We start from the raw sequence: 17,765 nt of genomic DNA on the forward strand, positions 1-17,765 counted from the left end.
TGGTCAGCCTGAGCTTATCCTGATTGCCACTGGCTCTGAAGTTGAACTGGCGGTGAAAGCTGCAGAGCAACTTACAGCCGAAGGTAAGAAAGTGCGCGTAGTGTCAATGCCATCGACCGATGCGTTTGATAAACAAGACGCAGCCTACCGCGAAGCCGTACTACCAGCAGCCGTGACTAAGCGTATCGCTATTGAAGCAGGTATCGCGGACTTCTGGTACAAGTACGTTGGTTTTGGCGGCAAGATCATCGGTATGACTACCTTTGGTGAGTCAGCACCGGCGGATCAACTGTTTAAAATGTTCGGCTTTACGACTGAAAACGTGGTGAAACAAGCACAAGAGCTGCTTGCTTAAGTCTTCTTATTTTTAATGCAAAAGCCCAGCGAGTCATTCGCTGGGCTTTTTTGATCTTGTCGCGTGTGAAAAGAGATACATCACTTAAAAGGCACGCCACCAAAAGGCATAACTTAATTATTGGAAACAATAAATAACACTTCCACACGACGGTTACATGCTTTACCTGCATTGGTTTTATTCGTACAAGCCGGAACGTATTCACCATATCCACGGGTAAAAATAGAGTCCATCGCCACATTACTTTTCACTAAAGTGTTCTTTACCGCTTTCGCTCGACGTTCAGACAAACCATCATTAAAAGTGGGCGCTCCACTACTGTCCGTATGACCATCAATCACAATATCAATACCGGGTTCTGAGGCTAAATAACGTCCCATCATAGTAAGCCAATCACCAGAGCCAGAGGAGACGGTGGACGAGCCCGTTTCAAATTTCACCGTATCTTTCAATTTAACCATAATGTGGTTACCCGGGAGAACCTCGTAATCAACGCCATTCTTCAATAAAAAACTTTGCAAAGAATCATAGCTACTCACGCGCTGCTGTCCCATCGGTCCTTGAACACCTGTTGAAGCAATCTTCGGCGCATAGCCCCATTCAGGGTAGAGCACGTCAAAATCACCTTTTGGCGCTGCATCCAATAGATTGTCGCTAAACATCCGATCTGCGGTGGCTAATGTTCCACACCCCGTTAACAACATCAATAACGGTAAGGCTAAATACTTCATTCAAGCATCACTCCATTCTCTTACTACCTAAACTGTATCGGCCAAGACTGTAAAACTTTATATATATTTGGTAGCAATTTCGTGGTTGTTTCTGTTTTCCTTGTCACGGTAAGCCGTTAGAATTCAAGTATTCTTTTTTAACTCAATACTCGTTATGAAAAAAAACACACGCTATTGGTTGACTCTCATCACAACACTACTGATTCTAGCAGGCTGCGGTGACAACACTACGCCACAAAAAGGGAAACAATATGATGAGCTTCCCGTAAGTCTTGCAACATACCGCCTGCCAGCCGTCACGGAAGTGTTTTCGCTGACTTGCGGACACTGTCGTTCAATGGAAAAGGTCATCCCAGAGCTAGAGAAAATAACAGGCGAAACATTTGGCAAACTGCATGTCACCTTTAACGAAGGCGCACAGATTGGAGCCATGATTTACTATTCAGCCGTGATGCAACTGGGAGCAATTCCCGATCATGCCATGATGGAACAGCTATTTTCGGTCGTGCAAATGGATGAAGAAGTAACGTTAAGTGAGCGTAAAGAAGCGATTGATTTGGCCTTCAGCCAACGAGGGCTAATCAGCCCGTATTCGTTAGATGATGAGCAGCAAAAACAGTTATTCCAAGAGATTCAGCTCGCTGATGATATTTCAGTGAAAGGCCAAATCAATGCCGTTCCAACCTTTATTGTGAAAGGCAAATATTTAGTCATCACCTCCGGTCATAAAGATGTAGCAGATATCGCGAATACCATCTCATATTTATTGACTCACCCCTAATCCACAAGGCTTTAAAAATATGTCTAAATTTGTATTTCCAATTATTATTTTTTTACTGGCTGGCTTTTTCATCTATCGTACGTGGAATAACCACAAAATTGCCGATGAAAATTTTGCTAAAGGCCAAGCGTTTTTGGCTGAAAATACTCAGCAAGATGGCGTGATAACAACCGAAAGTGGCCTACAATATCTCGTACTCCAACAAGGTACTGGCACCATTCATCCGAAAGCCAACAGTCGTGTAAAAGTGCATTATCACGGTACTTTACTTGACGGTTCGGTGTTTGATAGCTCAGTTGAACGTAACGACCCGATTGTGTTTGGTTTGAAGCAGGTGATTCAAGGCTGGCAGGAAGGTCTACAACTGATGGTGGAAGGACAAAAAATGCGCCTGTTCATACCCAGTAATTTAGGTTATGGCAAAAGTGGCAGCGGCCCTATCCCACCTGCATCCGTACTGATTTTTGATGTGGAATTAATTGAAATCCAGTAAAGCGGTGTTGAGCCGCATTACGCGGCTCTATTCTTGAGAAGGGACTGGATAAAACACCAGTTTTCCTTCCTCTACCATCACACAATCCATTCCTCCAGCGTGAGCGGCTTGTTTACCCAAATGAGTATCTTCAAACACCACACAATGCTTAGGTTCGAGATCTAATAAAAAGGCTGCACGCAAAAATGTATCTGGATTCGGTTTATGGTTTTCAACATCAGACGCCGTTACTACAGCATCAAAGCGATTTAATAGCCCAGACTTTTTAAGCAATGCGAGTGCACTTTGCCTTTGGCTTCCTGTCCCAACCGCAAGCTTCTTTTTACCATAAAACTGCTCAACAACTTCATGAGTACAAGAAATTACCTCGCCACTATTTTCGATAGAAGAAAATGCCGCCATTTTAAATTGGGCGACCAGCTCTGGCACCAATTTGAGATCGTGCAGCTTATTGATTTGTGAAACGATTTTAGCGCTAGGCATGCCACCTAAACTGTGCAACCACTGTTCTGAGAATGGGAAACGAAAATGTCGCGCTGTTTTTGACCAAGCCTCTAAATGCGCTGGCATGGTGTCAAGCAACGTACCATCCATATCAAAAATAAGTCCTTGGTAATTTTCTAATTCAATCATGTTTACAGAACGCCTCTAACAAATTCTATGGGAATCAACAAAATAAAAGTTCCAATATTGTGTCACGATAATGAATGTAATTTATATTTTTGCGTTCATTGATATACGCTTCATTTAATCCTAACATTCTAATTAAACATACTAATAATTACATTTTCATCAATTATTGTCATTTTACTTAGGTGTATAATCTCATGAGTATCAAACAAAAATTATATTCACTGGGTGCTATTGCGGTTATCGGGGTTCTGGTAATGTTAGCCACTACCACACATTTTTCCCAAACCACCGAAACGCTCAATCAAGCCATTAACTTAGTCGATAAACTTGAAATTAGACTGCTCAATTTGCGGCGCAATGAGAAAGATTTTCTTCTGCGAAGCGACGTGAAATACCTTGAAACCTTTAAAAAAAACAGCACTCTTTTTTTAGATCTGGAACAGCAACTTTCCCTCATCCTGTTAGATCGAGATCTCCCCTCTAGTAGCCAACTCCGACAAGATCTTTTGGCTTATAAACAAGGTTTTGAAAAATTGGTGCAGGCTTATAGCCTATACGGATTAAATGAAAAATCCGGCCTTTTAGCCACTTATTTACAAGCATTGGAAACCATAAAACCTAATGCTGATGATGCATTACTTTTAGAGCTGATGGCGTTTGATCAAAGCGTGCAGGTTGGAGAGCTGCAAAACAGCACAGTGACTAACCGTTTTCCGGCATTAGCACAGGCCGCCCAACAGCTTGCCGATCAGAAAAAAGTGATTGGTTTGAGATATAATCAAGGGCTGCTTGGTGAAGTACGTAACCTTTCTCATAATGTTGAACAACAGTTTGTCACCTTTTCTGAAGTGTTAAATAAAGAGATTACAAGTATTGAGCAAGAACTTAACTATGTGAAGCAAGGGCTCAGTGCGTTAGTGATCGTGCTAATCCTTGGCTTTATTCTCCAAATAGCGCGCTCCATTAACGTGCAAGTGAGTAAGTTGTTGTCAGTGATGCAAATGATTTCAAACAGCAACAACATCAGTTTGCGTGTTGAGCTGACTGGCCGCAACGAGCTGGTATCGATCGCAACTTACTTTAATATCTTACTCGATAAGTTCGAAACTCTTATCGCTGGCTCTCAAACAAAGTCTCACCAGCTATCGAACAGTACATCAAGTATGCATAACGAATTAGAAGATGTGATTGAACAGTTTCACGTTCAGGCTGACCACACCACGACAATGGCAACGGCCGTTCAAGAAATGGTGTCCACCATCAGCGAAATTTCAGAAAGTACTAGTGTAGCGGTAGAAGGTGTACACAAAGCCGCGCACAATGCTCAGCAAGGGCGTTTGGTGGTGGAATCAACGGTAAAAAATGTCGATGAACTCTCACGAACATTGGAAAAAAGTCAAATATCCATCGCCTCATTGAACAAGCATGTCGAACAAATTGGCGGTGCTGTTAACATCATTCAAGGTATCGCAGAGCAGACCAATTTACTGGCATTAAATGCCGCGATTGAAGCCGCTCGCGCCGGAGAACAAGGCAGAGGCTTTGCTGTGGTCGCCGATGAAGTCCGCGCACTTGCCAGCCGCACGCATCAGTCAACGGAAGAGATCACCAATGTCGTTTCTGCAATTCAAAGCCAAATGAGCACCGTTGTCACTGATATTGCACAATGCAATACTCAAGGCCATGCGACGCTAACGGCTTCAGGAGAACTGGATAATAGTTTACGTCAGATTCTCTCTGACATGGAAATGATACAAAGTAACTCTGAGCGAATCGCCTCTGCAATTGAAGAACAAGGCATTGTGATGAACCAAGTCAGTGAATCGATCACCGAACTTAACTCTATCTCTGATAATAATATGCACTCAGCTAAACAGTGTTTGATTGAAGTCGATATCGTTTCCAAACAAGCAAACGACATGGACAACGCGGTCGCCGAATTCCAGACTCAGAAATCCGTCAGTTAGCCAATGTATAGAGATAAAATATAGCGAGAGTTAGTGAAAAGGGTCTAGAGTTAGACCCTTTTATTCATGTTTGCTTAAAGCATAACAAGATGTGGATTACTTTTGTATTCCTTCAACATAGAGTTCCATATCGACGTAGCTTGAAGCGCCCATTACTGCAATATTGAAATCCGCGAGTTCGATACGTGTTGTCCCCGAAAAACCAGCGCGTTGGCCACCCCATGGGTCTTTACCTGCACCAATAAATTCTGCATCAATAGTAATGGGTTTGGTTTGACCATGCAGGGTAAGATCACCGAGCACTTCTAGTTTACCATTCCCTTTATCAACCACTTGAGTACTGGTAAACGTGGCTTGTGAATATTTTGATGCATCAATGAAATCAGCACTACGAATATGTTTATCACGTTCAGCATGGTTACTGTCCAAGCTGCGAGTATCCACATTAACTTTCACTTTTGAGCTTGCAAGGTCGTTAGGATCGTAGGAAAACTCACCATCAAACTTGTTAAAGCGGCCCTTGGTAAAGCTATAACCAAGATGGCTGACTTTAAAGTTAATTGAAGCATGCGCACCTTTGGTATCTATAACATAGTCAGCAGCGTTTGCACCTAGCGGCATGAGTGTTGCGAAAGCCAATCCAGTAGCAAGTAACGTTTTCTTCATTTAGAAGCTCCTATCATTTTTCGTAGCGTATCGTCTTTATCAATAAAATGGTGCTTGAGTGCGGCAACAGCGTGCACGCCTGCTAAAATAATCAGCGTCCAAGCTGCGTAAAAGTGAACCGTACCAGAGAGATCGGCTTGTCCTTCAAACAACAAGCCCATACTTGGTACAGTAAACCAATTGAAAACATCAATCCCTCGGCCATCTTCTGTTGAGATCAAATAGCCTGATACAAACAGCGTCATCAATAATAAATACATTAATCCGTGCGCCGCTTTAGCCGCAATGCGCTCATAGTGGCCGCCACCAATGGCAGGAGAGACACTCACCAACTTCCAGAGTATGCGGAACAGGGTGACCGCGAGCAGCAACAAACCGACAGATTTATGCCAATGTGGCGCGGTGTTATACCATTGACTGTAATAGGTTAACTCAACCATCCAGATCCCAGCACCAAACATACCGATGATAACGAGTGCGGATAACCAATGGATAAGACGCGTGACTAGGTTGTAATTTTTAACTTCAGTTGTCATAAATTTTCTAAACCAGCAAGTGAAACAGCAACAAAGTGAATTGAATCTATATTCTAGCCTAAATTATTAACACAGTATTTACCATACTTTACATTGTGGACATACTTTAGTACTGATTGAGTTATTCGAAAAAACTGAAGGAACTTATTGTGGATATAGATAACCACGACTTAGGCTCAAACAACTTGAAACAACGGTAGCTTCAAATCATAAGGGTTTAACACCTGTAGAATGCTCGTATTAGAAGAATAGTGTGAAAGATCAAGAACTCGCCATTTGCTGCTCGTGCTTGTTGATAACTGTGGTAATCTTGCTTGGCTTTATTAAAGGAGAACAACGAGTTGCTACTGGACATACTCACGCAAAGCGTCAACGAATTTCAAGCTGACTGTCTAAAACTTTGTGAAAAGCACTACCCCACCATACACAACCAAGGAATGAGTGAACATCACTTAGGACTAGCTTTTGCTCGCAGGTTGGCTCGTACACTCAGTGAATTTGGGCACCCATGCCACTATTCTGTTATTGAATCAATCCCTCAGCGAGACATGCCACACCACTACCGAGTGAGCAGTGATGCAGGAACAGTATGGATCCTGACTCACCATATGGTCAGTGCTGGTAAAACCTGTCGAGAAAAGTTGATGCAAGACATTGCGCAGTGGAAATATGAGTACGCTTACGCGATTCAACCGAATGATTTACTGTTATTACTGACCGATCACTGGATCAGTCGTAGCCAAAAAAGTCGCGAGTTACTTCATTGGTGGACAGGGCAATTACCCGATGAAATAGATCAATACCTCGCACAAGGTATCACGCTGTATGAAAGTGACTCATTGCTAACTCAATCTTTAGAGAACCGTTTTCAAATTAGCCCTTGTTATATTAAATTTAGCCATCCTTTAAAACGCTCTAAAAACCAGCAACTAGTCCGAAAATACGTTCAATTATATGCCGTATTACAATGGGCGTAACGTAAACAAACCGCCCTCATTTTCTTCCAAATTCTAGATTTTATATTACCCTCTTCATTGGGCTGTCTTCTGATTTAGCACACTCTCAATCAATTGAGCCTGCCGCATCACATTCACTAAATAATTCAATATTTGTGACGCTGTTTTGACAACCCACAAATTTTCATCTTAGCCAAAGGTACAATTGACAAAGGTCAAGGTGGGTCAATAATATGGCATGGCATATTGGCGCTCGGATGCTTCAAGCAAAAATTAATGATTAGGATGTCGAAAATTGTATGCTTTTAACTAACAAAACTCAGTTTTCAAAATGCATGTCTCTGGATTCCGATGGCCAGTTTATTGCTCATTACCAACATCTTGTGCTGCGAAGCGTTTTCCAGCCGATATTCTCGCGGGATAACCGTATTGTGGGCGTTGAAGCCCTAGTGAGAATAACCGCCAATGGCAGCACGACCATTCGCCCCGATTGTTTTTTCCATTCCGACACTATTAATCCCATCGACAAACTTAACGTAGAAAGACTCAGCCGAGTTATCCACATCCGAAACTATGCCCTTTCCGAATATCGTCAATGCCAATTATTTCTAAACTTACTGCCTGTCGCAGGTGAATTGTTTGCCATCAGCGACATCAACAAAGCATTGCTATGCGATCGCCTCAAAGAACTGCATATAGAACATAATCAACTGGTCATGGAATTGATTGAAATCGATTCAGAAAATGAAAGCAAGCTGCAATGCGCAACGCAAAGTCTGGCTGCAAATGGTTTTAAAATTGCCATTGATGATTTTGGTACTCAAGCCTCAACACCACAACGGGTTAATTTGGTGACGCCTGATATCATCAAATTTGATCGAAGCTTATTACTCAAATATATGCAAGGTGATTGTGACCCACTTATGGATGGCATTACCCTTGCGAAACAGAATGGTTCCAATACCGTTGTAGAAGGCATCGAAACCCAAGCGCAACTCGAAGCAATGCAAAAACTCGATATTGATATGTTTCAAGGCTATTTTTTAGCCATGCCGGAAGCGATAGTACCAGCCATTAAGATGGCCATTTAATCGCGATATTCTTTACATGCGCGTAGCACCCCAACTTTACTGCTACTTTCAAGGTTCACTCACTGTTTTCCTAGCGACAACATCACGTTATTTAACTGTCTGACATAGCGTGATGTTTAATAAGAAAAGGAAATAAGCTCTTGGGTATAAGGGTGCTGAGGATTGAGAAACAGCTGTTGCGTTTCCCCTTGCTCAACGACTTCACCTTGTTTCATCACCATAGTGTAATGGCATAATGATTTCACCACATGTAAATCATGGCTAATGAACAAGTACGTTAATCCATATTTTTGTTGCAGCGATTTAAGCAAATCCAACACTTGCGCTTGAATCGTACGATCTAAAGAAGAAGTTGGTTCATCAAGTAAAATGAACTCAGGTTTAAGCACCAATGCCCGAGCAATCGCGATACGTTGTCGTTGCCCACCTGAAAACTCATTGGGATAACGGTAGCGAGTGGCTGGGTCGAGTTCAACTTCTCGCATCACATCACAAATCATTCGTTCAACAGTTTGTCTATCATAACGGCTATGAACCTCTAACCCTTCACCAATAATCTGCGCCACCGACATTCTCGGATTCAGTGCTGAAAATGGATCTTGAAAAACGACTTGCATCTTGCTGCGATAAGGTAACATAGCTTTCCTATCTAACCCTTGCAGCTCATTATTGTCGTAACAAATCGAGCCTTCCGAATGGACTAATTTTAGTATCGCCATGCCAGTGGTCGATTTACCCGAACCGCTCTCGCCAACAATTCCTAATGAATGTCCTCTTTTAAGCTTAAACTGCATGTCGGTGACAGCTTTAATATGCGAGACCGTGCGCTTGAATAAGCCGCCAGTGATGGGAAACCATACTTTGAGATGCTGAAGCTGCACTAGAATTGGGTTGTCAGGGTTTACGTCAACGGGCAAACCTCGAGGATCGGATTCAATCAATTTTTTGGTATAAGAGTGAGAGGGTGATGAGAACAGCGTTTTGGCATCATTCACCTCGATCACTTGCCCATTTTGCATTACGGCAACGCGATCAGCGATACGCTTAACAATACTGAGATCATGAGTAATGAACAACATGGCCATACCCAGTTCTTGTTGCAGGTTTTTAAGTAGATCTAATATTTGCGCCTGCACAGAAACATCAAGCGCAGTGGTTGGCTCATCAGCAATCAGTAATTCAGGCTCATTGATCAAAGCCATCGCAATCATGACTCGCTGGCGTTCTCCCCCAGAAAGTTCATGTGGATAAGCATTGATCTTAATTTCTGGCGATCGAATACCCACTTTTTCTAACCATGCAATGGCCAACTGACGTGCTTTGCTGCCTCTTAGTCCTCGATGAATCTCAACAACTTCGATCAACTGTTTACCAACTTTGTGCAGAGGGTTGAGTGAGACCATTGGCTCTTGGAAAATCATACCAATCCGCCCGCCTCGTATACCTCTTAATTGCCTCTCGCTACAGTTCAACGTGTTGATACCATCAAAAAAGATCTCCCCTTGCAAATAGTGGGCAGCACTTTTCGGTAACAACTTCAAAATGGCATTCGCCGTCACTGATTTACCAGAACCACTTTCCCCCACCAGCGCTAAAGTTTCCCCTGCAGAGAGAGAAAGTGACACCGCTTTAATCACAGGTTCAAGATTGTCTTTTTGACCAAACCCGACCGAAAGATTTTGGATAGAGAGTACGATTTTACTCATCATCTTCTCCCTGTCGAATGCGGGTCAAAGGCATCGCGTACCGCTTCGCCGATAAAGACCAATAATGTCAGCATTAACGAGAGCACCACAAATGCTGAAATACCTAACCATGGAGCTTGTAAATTGGCTTTCCCTTGCGCCAATAATTCGCCCAAAGAGGGCGAGCCGACTGGCAAGCCAAAACCGAGAAAATCTAAGGATGTTAAAGTCGTAACTGAGCCTGAAAGAATAAAAGGCATCATGGTTAAAGAAGCCACCATCGCGTTAGGTAGCATGTGGCGAAGCATAATGCGGCGATCACTCACACCCATCGCTTGCGCAGCCCGCACATAATCAAAATTACGACAGCGTAAAAACTCCGCTCTCACCACGCCCACTAAACTCATCCAACTAAAAAGAACCATAATACCGAGCAACCACCAAAAATTCGGTTCGACGAAACTCGATAAAATGATCAGCAGAAAAAGCGTTGGCATCCCTGACCAAACTTCAATAAAACGTTGCCCAAGTAAATCAAGCCAACCGCCATAATAACCTTGAGTGGCACCAACGATAACGCCTATTACTGACGAGACGAGTGTTAATACAAAGCCAAACAAAACCGAAATGCGAAACCCGTAAATAATACGAGCCAACACATCGCGCCCTTTATCATCAGTACCAAGCCAGTTCACTGAATCTGGCGCTGACGGCACTGCACTATTGATATTAAAGTTGATGGTGTCGTAACTAAATGGGATCAATGGCCAAACAATAAAGCCTTTTTTTTCAATCAGATCGATGACGTAAGGATCGGTATAATCCGCTTCGGTTTCAAACTCACCACCAAAACGAGTTTCTGCATATTGTTGAAAGGTCGGGAAAAACCACTGCTGATCGTACTCAACCAAAAGGGGTTTATCATTTGCAATCAGCTCAGCAAATAGGCTCACCACAAATAAAAGCGTAAACAACCATAGTGAATAAAAACCGCGCCGATTGGACTTAAAACCGTGCCAGCGCAATACGTTTAATGGGTTGGACAGCCTTTTTTTTACCATCATGAACGAGCCTCAAAGTCGATTCGAGGATCAACCCAAATATAGGTCAAATCGGAAATGATGCTGAGGACTAATCCAAGTAACGTCATGATGTATAAAGAACTAAACACTACAGGATAATCCCGTTGAATGGTCGATTCAAAACCAAGTAGCCCTATACCTTCCAGTGAAAACATCACTTCAATCAGCATCGAACCGGTGAAAAATATGCTGATAAAAGCACTCGGAAAACCGGCAATAATAATCAGCATCGCATTACGAAAAACGTGCTGATAAAGAATACGTCCTTCATCCAGTCCTTTTGCTCGAGCCGTCACCACATACTGTTTGTTGATCTCATCAAGAAATGAGTTTTTCGTTAGCATACTCAAAGTGGCAAACCCACCGATCACCATTGCAAAGATGGGCAAAGCCAAATGCCAAAAATAGTCGCCAATTTGTTGATACCAAGTCAGATCAGCAAAATTATTTGATACTAAACCACGCAGTGGGAACCAACTGAAATAATTTCCACTGGCAAAAATAATGATCAAAATGATCGCAAATAAGAAGCCAGGAATGGCGTAACCGATGATAACCACTGCGCTTGACCATACATCAAACCTTGAACCGTGGTGAATGGCTTTTAAAATTCCGAGAGGAATGGAGATAAGGTAGATGATCAGCGTACTCCACAGCCCTAAAGAGATCGAAACGGGCAAACGCTCAGTGATCAAATCAATAACATTGCCCCCTTTGAATAAGCTGTCACCAAAATTAAAGGTTGCGTAATTTTTTAGCATTTCAAAATAACGGACATGAAGTGGCTTATCGAAACCAAACTGTTTTTTTATCGCTTCGACTACCTCGGGGTCTAAACCTCGAGAACCTTTATATCCTCCAGTGTTAGCCGACAGCGACATATCCACCTCTTGGCCGCCTCCAGTAAATCGCTCCATAATTCCGTCACCATGTCCTTCCATTTGTGCAATCGCTTGCTCAACTGGGCCTCCGGGGGCAATTTGGATGATAAAAAAATTAATGGTAATAATCGCCCACAGCGTGGGCACAACGAGCAGCAATCGGCGGAAAATATAAGCAGTCATTGCATCCTCTTAACGGCGTTTTTCTGGTAGCAATTGCGCTTTCTGCTCCGAAACCCACCAAGTATCAAGACCAATATCATATTTTGGCATCACACTAGGGCGCTCGAATTTGTCCCAAGTTGCGATACGATATTGGCTCAGATACCACTGTGGGATCAGATAAAAATTCCATTGTAGAACGCGATCTAATGCTCGGCCTAAAGGCAATAATTTTTCTGGATGCTCTTGATTGGCGGCAATTTGTTCAGTGAGGAAGTCGACAACTGGGTCTGCCACTCCAGCACGATTGTACGTGGAATCGATGTAGTTTGAATTCCAGATAATCAACAAGTTAGGACTTGGGTAAGGATTCGCCGCATAGGCCGACGAAAGCATGTCAAAATCTCTATCGCGCAAACGCTTAAGATATTGTGTGGTATCCACTGAGCGAATCTTCATCTCGATACCAAGCTGTTTTAGATTTTTTTGCAAAGGAATAGCAATGCGTTCCGTGGTCGGACTGTAGATCAATAACTCAAACTCAAACGCTTTACCCGTTTCTTTATGAGTCATCACTTTATCTTTCAACTCCCACCCCGCCTCTTTGAGCAATTGAAAAGCGACTCGTAGTTGTTGACGAATACGACCAGACCCATCCGTCACTGGTGGTTGGTATTCTTGGGTAAAAACACGTTCTGGGATCTTATCTTTTAGTGGTGTAAGAATAGTAAGTTCATCAGTAGAGGGAAGACCTTTCGCTTCATACTCTGTGTTTTGAAAATAGCTACGCGTTCGTGAATATTGATCGTAGAACATATTTTTGTTCATCCATTCAAAATCCATCGCATAGGTCAAAGCCTCGCGCACTTTCGGATCACTAAACACTTCTCGTTGAATATTAAATACAAAACCTTGGGTTGACGCTGGACTATTATGCGCGATCGCTTCTTTCTTGATGAATCCTTTATCGAAGTTCAATCCAGTGTATGAGCTGGCCCAAAACTTCGCCGAACTCTCTTGGCGAATATCAAATTCCCCAGCTTTAAATGCCTCAAGCATTACGGTATCGTCGCGGTAATAGTCGTATTGGGTCTGCTTGAAATTATGCCGCCCAATGTTGACTGGTAAGTTGGCAGCCCAATAATCTTCCTGCAACTCATAAGTGACACTCTGCCCAGTTTGATAACGTACGACTTTGTAAGGACCGCTGCCGACTGGCGGTTCATTTAATGGTTCTGCTAAGTTTTTATCCTGCCAATAGTGCTTAGGCAACACTTGAGTTGATTGAGCCAAACTAAAAAGCTTTTCTCTATTAGGTTCTGACATCTCAATACGAACCGTTAAAGGATGGATCGCCGTTACCGATTTAACCGCTTTGTAAAACAGTCGATATTGAGGCACCCCTTCTGTCATGAACTTGTTGAACGTAAACTCAACATCTTGCGCGGTGATCGGTTTACCGTCTTGAAAACGTGCGTTCGGGTTGATATCTAGTTCTAGCCACGAATAGTCATCAGAATAACGAACTTTAGAAGCAATCAATGGATAATAGGTATCAATTTCGTCGCTGGGCGCAAACATCAGTGAATCATAAAGCTCACCACTGCCTGCCGCCGGAGCGCCTCGGGAAGCAAAGCGGTTAAAATTGTCGTAAGTACCTACCTCGCCATAAGTTACTTTTCCGTACTTAGGTGCGCTTGGATTAACATAATCGAAATGAGAAAAATTGGCGGGATATTTGGCTTGCCCAACGCCGGATAATGTTGTGGTTTCTACAACATCCGCAGTCGCCAAAGCACTCATCAGCAGCACAGTCACACCTAACAGCGTAGGCTTAATTTTTCTCATACTAGAATCCTTCCATTGATAACTTCGCGACATTCCATCGGTGTAAACTATTAATAATTCAGTCACTTGGGTAAGTATAGAGAAAAATAAGATTTACGAAACCCCAAGCTGCAATTATAACGAAACAACTTGGCATTGCTGGTAAGTGGTGCGTCGCAATAAGAATTGGTAACTTTGTGGTTTTAGGAACGAAACGTATAGAAAACGCCGCGATGAGATAAAAAGCCCTGCCATGCAGGGCTTCATCGGCTTTAACCATCTGTGGTAATTTGGCTGATCAGCTCTTTTTCTACCTGCTCGGCCATTTCAAGAGCAATTTGGCACGTTCCAGCCGCTTGATGGCCTCCACCACCATATTTGAGCATTAATCCGCCCACATTGGTTTTAGAGCCACGATCAAAAATAGATTTCCCCGTAGCAAACACGATATTTTGCTTCTGAAAGCCCCACATTTTGTGAATCGAGATATTACACTGGGGAAATAAGGCATAAATGATAAACCGATTCCCCGCGTAAATAATTTCTTCGCCCGTCAAATCAAGAATGACAAGGTTTTTATAGACTTTGGCACAACGTTGAATCTGCTGTTTAGATAGAATTTCATGCTCACGGTACAAAGTAACGCGCTCTTGAACGTCCGGCAGGGCAAGAATCTCAGCAATGGAGTGGTTCGCACAGTAGTCGATAAGATCCATCATTAACTGATAATTGGAGATACGAAATTCATGGAAGCGCCCTAAACCTGTTCTTGCATCCATCAGGAAATTCAGTAAATTCCATCCCGCAGAATCAAGCACTTCATCCCGAGTAAACTGCGCGGAGTCACCTTTGTCGACAGCAATCAGCATCTCTTGCCACTGAGAGGGAAACGTATCTAGTCCGCCATAATATTGCCATACTACATGCGCGGCAGACGGCGCGTTTGGATCAATAATATGATTCGGCCTTTCACCTTGATTGCGAATAGTTTCCGATAAGTGATGATCAAAAATTAAGTGAGCATTAGCGACGTAAGGCAGGTTAGTGACAATGTCACGCTCAGTTGTCGTCACCTTCCCATCTTGCATATCCTTTGGGTGAACAAACACGATCTCGTCAATTAGGTTGAGTTTTTTGAGCAACACGGCACAAACCAGCCCATCAAAATCGCTGCGTGTCACTAATCTAAATTTACTTTCAGCTTGTTGATGCTCAGACATAGACAATTTCCTTATTAGCAGTCATATCACTGCTCGGCGTGGGTTTAAGCAGTGTTTTGTATATCAGATCCTGAGTTAACACCTTTTAGGTTTACCAATGCAGGTGGTATGTTTTAATTTTAGACGCCATCGTCCTTTTAACAAACTTAACACAATGGTTTTCAAACATTATTCAACACAGCGCATCATTTTATTGAGCAAATATCGAATGAAGTAATGATGTATGAAGACTGCTGTTACAACTAGGGAATTGAAGGTAAGAAAAAGCCAGCAACAAGTGCTGGCTGTTAGGTTGAGCTAAGAAGTGAGGTATCTCTATTTACGTTTATCCTGCACGTACTTTCGGCTCACATCAACAAGCGCTACATCTTTAAAGAAACTACGACCAAGTAACAGTGGATAAGTCAGATGTGTACGATCGGCAAGCGTAAATTCGGTTCTCTCTTTGAGATCACCAATTTCAATCCAAGCGACAACGACCGCACGTCTTTGTGTACCCTCTGCACTGGATTGCCGAATTCTGACCCAGCGTTCAACAGGTAAACTTATCTCATCACTTTTGATGTCATCGTGTTCAATCCTGAACTTGACCCAATCATTTCCATCGCGTTCAAAAGCAACAACATCCACGGCACTAATTGAAGAGGTGGCCGCTCCGGTATCGATACGCGCTTTGAAGCTTTCGTTCAAACTCGGCACATAAACCCACTCTTTTTCGCCCAAAATAAGCTTACCATCAGAGGTTTTTTTGGCCTTCACCACAACTGGCTCTTTTGAGGGTTTTTCAACCGGTTTTTGTGCCTCAGTATTGTGTTGTTTTGGCTCTTCAACTTTTGGCTTTTGCTCTGGTTGTGTTGAGGTTTGGTTTAGCGTACTACATGCCATCAAACCAGTACTCAACATTAAAAGAGCAATAAGTTTCAAGTGTTGTTTCATTGACCCACCTAATCAAACTGATAAATATTTAAGAGACATTCACTATGGCTTGAGCAACATACGGAATATGTTGTTCTGATAAGCCTGCAATGTTAATTCGGCCATCACCTACCCCATAGATTCCATATTGATCACGTAGCTGAGCCATCTGTTCTGGAGTAAAGCCTAGCACAGTAAACATCCCTTTGTGACTTTCGATAAAATCGAATTGTGAAGTATTGTGCTGATTTCTCAAATGATTACACAAGGTTTGACGCAGGTTTAACAAACGCTGTTGCATTTCACTTAACTCTTGCTTCCAAATCGCGGTTAATGCTTGATTTTGTAAAATAGTTTTCACCAGTGCAGCACCATGATCGGGCGGCATAGTGTAGGTCGAACGGGCTAACGTTAGTAATTTACCTTTTGCATTCGCTACATCTTGTGCATTTTTACCGACAACAATCGCGGCACCAGTTCGTTCTCGGTAGAGACCAAAGTTCTTTGAACAAGAGGTGGTGATCAACATCTCTTCGACGTTGTTTGCCATAAAACGCAGCCCTTTCACATCCTCTTCAAGACCTTCACCAAACCCTTGGTAGGCAACATCAACAAAAGGGATGAAGCCATTTTTCTGCGCAAGACTGGTGATCGCTTGCCATGCGGCGAAATCAATATCCGCGCCAGTTGGGTTATGGCAGCAACCATGGATAAGCACCACATCTTTTGGCCCTGCTTGCGATAAATCATCAAGCATCCGTGCAGTATCGACTTGTTTAGTCTCGCGACAGAAGTAAGAATAATATTTCACTTTTAAACCCGCCGCTTCCATCACAGGTTTATGATTGACGTAACTTGGGTCAGTAATCCACACCGTCGTTTCTGGTTGTGCTACGTGCATTAAGTCACCGAGCATACGCAGCGCACCACTTGCTCCGGGCGTTTGAATCGCAGCCACACGATCAAGCACTGAAGTGCCAGACAATAATAAGTTCACCATGCTTTGGTTAAACTCTTCACACCCAGCAAGCCCAACATACGATTTAGTGGTTTGTGTGGCAATCACGTGCTCTTGCGCTTTGGCAATGGCGCGCATAATCGGCGTCTCTCCTTGGCTATTACGATAAACGCCAATGCCTAGGTCAACTTTTTCGCTGCGAGGATCGTTGCGGTATGCAACCGATAATGAAAGTATTGGATCGAGTGTTGGTGTTGGTAAATGTGAAAACATGAAGGTCACAACCCTTTGAAATTCAAGTAATGACCTTCAAGTTAGCACTAGATACATAATTTTTACAGTTTAAATTGATGGATTATTTGATTGGCACTGCCTCGCCATTCTAAGCTTGGATCGGCTTTATCCTGTTCAAATTTTCCATCAATCAAGACATCAACATATTCAATGACTTGTCTTTGAGCATCACTGAGTTCGTTTAGGGTATATCCCGTCCATAACCAGATATCTTTCCCCACACATTCAGTCTTTACTCGTTTAACCAATTGCAAAATAGAAGTAAGGTTTTGCGGGTGTAAGGGATCGCCACCCGACAAGGATAATCCTCGGCGCTTGATGCGCGTGTCGTTCAAATCGGTGATGATCTGCTGCTCTAGTTGCTCATTGTAAGTGTGGCCAGAATGCAGCGACCAAGTCCCTTTGTTATAACATCCTTTGCATTGATGTTCACAGCCGGAGACGAACAGCGTACAACGCGTCCCCGGGCCATTCACAACATCAATCGGATGATATTGGTGATAATTCATGCCAACAGGTTACTCACTATCAC

Annotated in this window: 18 protein-coding genes; 6 read left to right on the forward strand and 12 right to left on the reverse strand. The window is 43.0% G+C overall.

The window, feature by feature from the left end; genetic code table 11:
- A partial coding sequence (locus AACQ42_RS15590) for a transketolase-like TK C-terminal-containing protein (RefSeq protein WP_303396284.1) occupies positions 1 to 355 on the forward strand: 355 nt, incomplete at its 5' end.
- Positions 356 to 468: 113 nt separating this feature from the next.
- Here AACQ42_RS15590 and AACQ42_RS15595 read toward each other — a convergent pair.
- Positions 469 to 1,086: an OmpA family protein gene (locus AACQ42_RS15595; protein WP_013867846.1), complete on the reverse strand. Its 618-nt coding sequence runs from the start codon at positions 1,084 to 1,086 to the stop codon at positions 469 to 471.
- A 154-nt stretch (positions 1,087 to 1,240) separates the two neighbouring features.
- On the opposite strand from AACQ42_RS15595, the gene AACQ42_RS15600 reads away from it, so the two are divergent.
- Entirely contained in the window at positions 1,241 to 1,867 is a 627-nt protein-coding gene (locus tag AACQ42_RS15600; protein ID WP_047690361.1) for a thiol:disulfide interchange protein DsbA/DsbL, read from the forward strand.
- Between the two features lie 19 nt (positions 1,868 to 1,886).
- Entirely contained in the window at positions 1,887 to 2,360 is a 474-nt protein-coding gene (locus AACQ42_RS15605) for an FKBP-type peptidyl-prolyl cis-trans isomerase (protein ID WP_064626184.1), read from the forward strand.
- Positions 2,361 to 2,387: 27 nt separating this feature from the next.
- Here the strand turns inward: AACQ42_RS15605 and AACQ42_RS15610 are convergent, their stop codons facing one another.
- Positions 2,388 to 2,993 (reverse strand): beta-phosphoglucomutase family hydrolase, encoded by a 606-nt coding sequence (locus AACQ42_RS15610; RefSeq protein ID WP_013867849.1) that lies wholly within the window; start codon positions 2,991 to 2,993, stop codon positions 2,388 to 2,390.
- A gap of 194 nt (positions 2,994 to 3,187) precedes the next feature.
- On the opposite strand from AACQ42_RS15610, the gene AACQ42_RS15615 reads away from it, so the two are divergent.
- Complete coding sequence (locus tag AACQ42_RS15615; protein ID WP_176429633.1) at positions 3,188 to 4,960, forward strand: methyl-accepting chemotaxis protein; 1,773 nt, start codon at positions 3,188 to 3,190, stop codon at positions 4,958 to 4,960.
- A gap of 96 nt (positions 4,961 to 5,056) precedes the next feature.
- On the opposite strand, the gene AACQ42_RS15620 is transcribed toward AACQ42_RS15615, so the two are convergent.
- Entirely contained in the window at positions 5,057 to 5,626 is a 570-nt protein-coding gene (locus tag AACQ42_RS15620) for a YceI family protein (RefSeq protein ID WP_013867851.1), read from the reverse strand.
- Positions 5,623 to 6,162 (reverse strand): cytochrome b, encoded by a 540-nt coding sequence (locus AACQ42_RS15625; protein ID WP_017047204.1) that lies wholly within the window; start codon positions 6,160 to 6,162, stop codon positions 5,623 to 5,625. The genes AACQ42_RS15620 and AACQ42_RS15625 overlap by 4 nt, the downstream gene beginning before the upstream one ends.
- A gap of 341 nt (positions 6,163 to 6,503) precedes the next feature.
- Between AACQ42_RS15625 and AACQ42_RS15630 the strand changes: the two genes are divergently transcribed.
- Positions 6,504 to 7,139 (forward strand): hypothetical protein, encoded by a 636-nt coding sequence (locus AACQ42_RS15630; RefSeq protein WP_026027861.1) that lies wholly within the window; start codon positions 6,504 to 6,506, stop codon positions 7,137 to 7,139.
- A 278-nt stretch (positions 7,140 to 7,417) separates the two neighbouring features.
- Positions 7,418 to 8,209, forward strand: coding sequence for an EAL domain-containing protein (locus AACQ42_RS15635; protein WP_013867855.1), 792 nt, complete (start codon positions 7,418 to 7,420; stop codon positions 8,207 to 8,209).
- A 116-nt stretch (positions 8,210 to 8,325) separates the two neighbouring features.
- Here AACQ42_RS15635 and AACQ42_RS15640 read toward each other — a convergent pair whose 3' ends face one another.
- The 8 genes from AACQ42_RS15640 to nrdG all read right to left on the reverse strand — a co-directional run bounded on the left by AACQ42_RS15640 (position 8,326) and on the right by nrdG (position 17,742).
- Positions 8,326 to 9,918, reverse strand: coding sequence for an ABC transporter ATP-binding protein (locus AACQ42_RS15640; protein ID WP_088733397.1), 1,593 nt, complete (start codon positions 9,916 to 9,918; stop codon positions 8,326 to 8,328).
- A complete protein-coding gene (locus AACQ42_RS15645) occupies positions 9,915 to 10,958 on the reverse strand; it encodes an ABC transporter permease (RefSeq protein WP_017047205.1) in 1,044 nt (347 codons plus the stop codon). The genes AACQ42_RS15640 and AACQ42_RS15645 overlap by 4 nt, the downstream gene beginning before the upstream one ends.
- Positions 10,955 to 12,040 (reverse strand): microcin C ABC transporter permease YejB, encoded by a 1,086-nt coding sequence (locus tag AACQ42_RS15650; RefSeq protein ID WP_013867858.1) that lies wholly within the window; start codon positions 12,038 to 12,040, stop codon positions 10,955 to 10,957. The genes AACQ42_RS15645 and AACQ42_RS15650 overlap by 4 nt, the downstream gene beginning before the upstream one ends.
- A gap of 9 nt (positions 12,041 to 12,049) precedes the next feature.
- Positions 12,050 to 13,867 carry an extracellular solute-binding protein gene (locus AACQ42_RS15655; protein ID WP_254918550.1) on the reverse strand — a complete coding sequence of 606 codons (1,818 nt, stop codon included), beginning with the start codon at positions 13,865 to 13,867 and terminating at the stop codon, positions 12,050 to 12,052.
- A gap of 251 nt (positions 13,868 to 14,118) precedes the next feature.
- Positions 14,119 to 15,066: an exopolyphosphatase gene (locus AACQ42_RS15660; protein WP_038148427.1), complete on the reverse strand. Its 948-nt coding sequence runs from the start codon at positions 15,064 to 15,066 to the stop codon at positions 14,119 to 14,121.
- Positions 15,067 to 15,381: 315 nt separating this feature from the next.
- Entirely contained in the window at positions 15,382 to 16,002 is a 621-nt protein-coding gene (locus AACQ42_RS15665) for an ATP-dependent zinc protease family protein (RefSeq protein WP_088733400.1), read from the reverse strand.
- 28 nt (positions 16,003 to 16,030) lie between these two features.
- Entirely contained in the window at positions 16,031 to 17,212 is a 1,182-nt protein-coding gene (locus tag AACQ42_RS15670; protein WP_013867862.1) for an amino acid aminotransferase, read from the reverse strand.
- A 62-nt stretch (positions 17,213 to 17,274) separates the two neighbouring features.
- The gene (gene nrdG / locus AACQ42_RS15675; RefSeq protein WP_013867863.1) at positions 17,275 to 17,742 is read right to left on the reverse strand and encodes an anaerobic ribonucleoside-triphosphate reductase-activating protein; all 468 of its coding nucleotides are present in this window, start codon (positions 17,740 to 17,742) and stop codon (positions 17,275 to 17,277) included.
- Positions 17,743 to 17,765 lie beyond the last annotated feature (23 nt).

The organism is Vibrio sp. V12_P9A6T4 (genome assembly GCF_963874835.1).
GTDB lineage: Bacteria > Pseudomonadota > Gammaproteobacteria > Enterobacterales > Vibrionaceae > Vibrio > Vibrio anguillarum.

What these genes read in the sequence shown, in the direction of transcription:
- AACQ42_RS15595 (WP_013867846.1), bottom strand. Translation starts at nt 1,086, where the DNA reads ATGAAGTATTTAGCCTTACCGTTATTGATGTTGTTAACGGGGTGTGGA.
- AACQ42_RS15600 (WP_047690361.1), top strand. Translation starts at nt 1,241, where the DNA reads ATGAAAAAAAACACACGCTATTGGTTGACTCTCATCACAACACTACTG.
- AACQ42_RS15605 (WP_064626184.1), top strand. Translation starts at nt 1,887, where the DNA reads ATGTCTAAATTTGTATTTCCAATTATTATTTTTTTACTGGCTGGCTTT.
- AACQ42_RS15610 (WP_013867849.1), bottom strand. Translation starts at nt 2,993, where the DNA reads ATGATTGAATTAGAAAATTACCAAGGACTTATTTTTGATATGGATGGT.
- AACQ42_RS15615 (WP_176429633.1), top strand. Translation starts at nt 3,188, where the DNA reads ATGAGTATCAAACAAAAATTATATTCACTGGGTGCTATTGCGGTTATC.
- AACQ42_RS15620 (WP_013867851.1), bottom strand. Translation starts at nt 5,626, where the DNA reads ATGAAGAAAACGTTACTTGCTACTGGATTGGCTTTCGCAACACTCATG.
- AACQ42_RS15625 (WP_017047204.1), bottom strand. Translation starts at nt 6,162, where the DNA reads ATGACAACTGAAGTTAAAAATTACAACCTAGTCACGCGTCTTATCCAT.
- AACQ42_RS15635 (WP_013867855.1), top strand. Translation starts at nt 7,418, where the DNA reads ATGCTTTTAACTAACAAAACTCAGTTTTCAAAATGCATGTCTCTGGAT.
- AACQ42_RS15640 (WP_088733397.1), bottom strand. Translation starts at nt 9,918, where the DNA reads ATGATGAGTAAAATCGTACTCTCTATCCAAAATCTTTCGGTCGGGTTT.
- AACQ42_RS15645 (WP_017047205.1), bottom strand. Translation starts at nt 10,958, where the DNA reads ATGATGGTAAAAAAAAGGCTGTCCAACCCATTAAACGTATTGCGCTGG.
- AACQ42_RS15650 (WP_013867858.1), bottom strand. Translation starts at nt 12,040, where the DNA reads ATGACTGCTTATATTTTCCGCCGATTGCTGCTCGTTGTGCCCACGCTG.
- AACQ42_RS15655 (WP_254918550.1), bottom strand. Translation starts at nt 13,867, where the DNA reads ATGAGAAAAATTAAGCCTACGCTGTTAGGTGTGACTGTGCTGCTGATG.
- AACQ42_RS15660 (WP_038148427.1), bottom strand. Translation starts at nt 15,066, where the DNA reads ATGTCTGAGCATCAACAAGCTGAAAGTAAATTTAGATTAGTGACACGC.
- AACQ42_RS15665 (WP_088733400.1), bottom strand. Translation starts at nt 16,002, where the DNA reads ATGAAACAACACTTGAAACTTATTGCTCTTTTAATGTTGAGTACTGGT.
- AACQ42_RS15670 (WP_013867862.1), bottom strand. Translation starts at nt 17,212, where the DNA reads ATGTTTTCACATTTACCAACACCAACACTCGATCCAATACTTTCATTA.
- nrdG (WP_013867863.1), bottom strand. Translation starts at nt 17,742, where the DNA reads ATGAATTATCACCAATATCATCCGATTGATGTTGTGAATGGCCCGGGG.